The 645-nt window shown below is 41.1% G+C and carries 2 protein-coding genes; both read right to left on the bottom strand.

Annotation, left to right across the window (positions count from 1 at the left end):
• Nucleotides 1–376: NTP transferase domain-containing protein (locus H0Z31_15785; GenBank protein ID MBO8178851.1), on the bottom strand; the 376-nt coding region annotated here is incomplete at its 3' end.
• Between the two features lie 50 nt (nt 377–426).
• Nucleotides 427–645 (bottom strand): sugar transferase (locus tag H0Z31_15790; GenBank protein ID MBO8178852.1); only part of this gene is annotated, 219 nt, incomplete at its 5' end.

Raw genomic sequence — 645 nt, forward strand, 5'->3', positions numbered from 1 at the left:
CAAAAGGCTCATTTCCGACAAAGCATCTGCCACAACTTATTGCATGACCTAACCCCTTAGGCTCCTTTTGTCGTATGTAGTGAATATTAACCATGCCCGATATGCTTTTCACTAAAGACAAAAGCTCTTTCTTATTCTTCCTCTCTAATTCCATTTCCAACTCAATGGACTTATCAAAATGGTCCTCAATGGCCTTCTTGTTTCTCCCAGTAATTATGAGTATCTCCTCGATGCCAGATGCAACAGCTTCTTCTATTATGTACTGTATCGTAGGCTTATCCACTATAGGTAGCATTTCTTTCGGCTGTGCTTTTGTTGCTGGTAAAAACCTAGTGCCTAAGCCTGCGGCAGGTATTATGGCTTTGCGGACTTTCATCGAGTTACTCATCCCTCTCTAATTGCTTGAACTCTCTACCCAATGCCTTGTTAATCATCGTAACCATCTGGGTTCTTCTTCTGCCAGTTCCATGAGTCTCTACACATATCCTTAAGGCTCTTTTCTGCTTTCCATCCTAGCTCAGACCCTTGAGAGTCGAGTTTTATTAATATTGCTATTACCGCAAAAACTGGCCACAGCAAACTTAATGCCATTAAAGACAAGATAACATCCAGGAACCTTTTTTTGTTATTGGGTAGACTTTCACA

Origin of the sequence: Bacillus sp. (in: firmicutes) (assembly GCA_017656295.1) — a bacterium.
Lineage (GTDB): Bacteria > Bacillota > Bacilli > Bacillales > JACDOC01 > JACDOC01.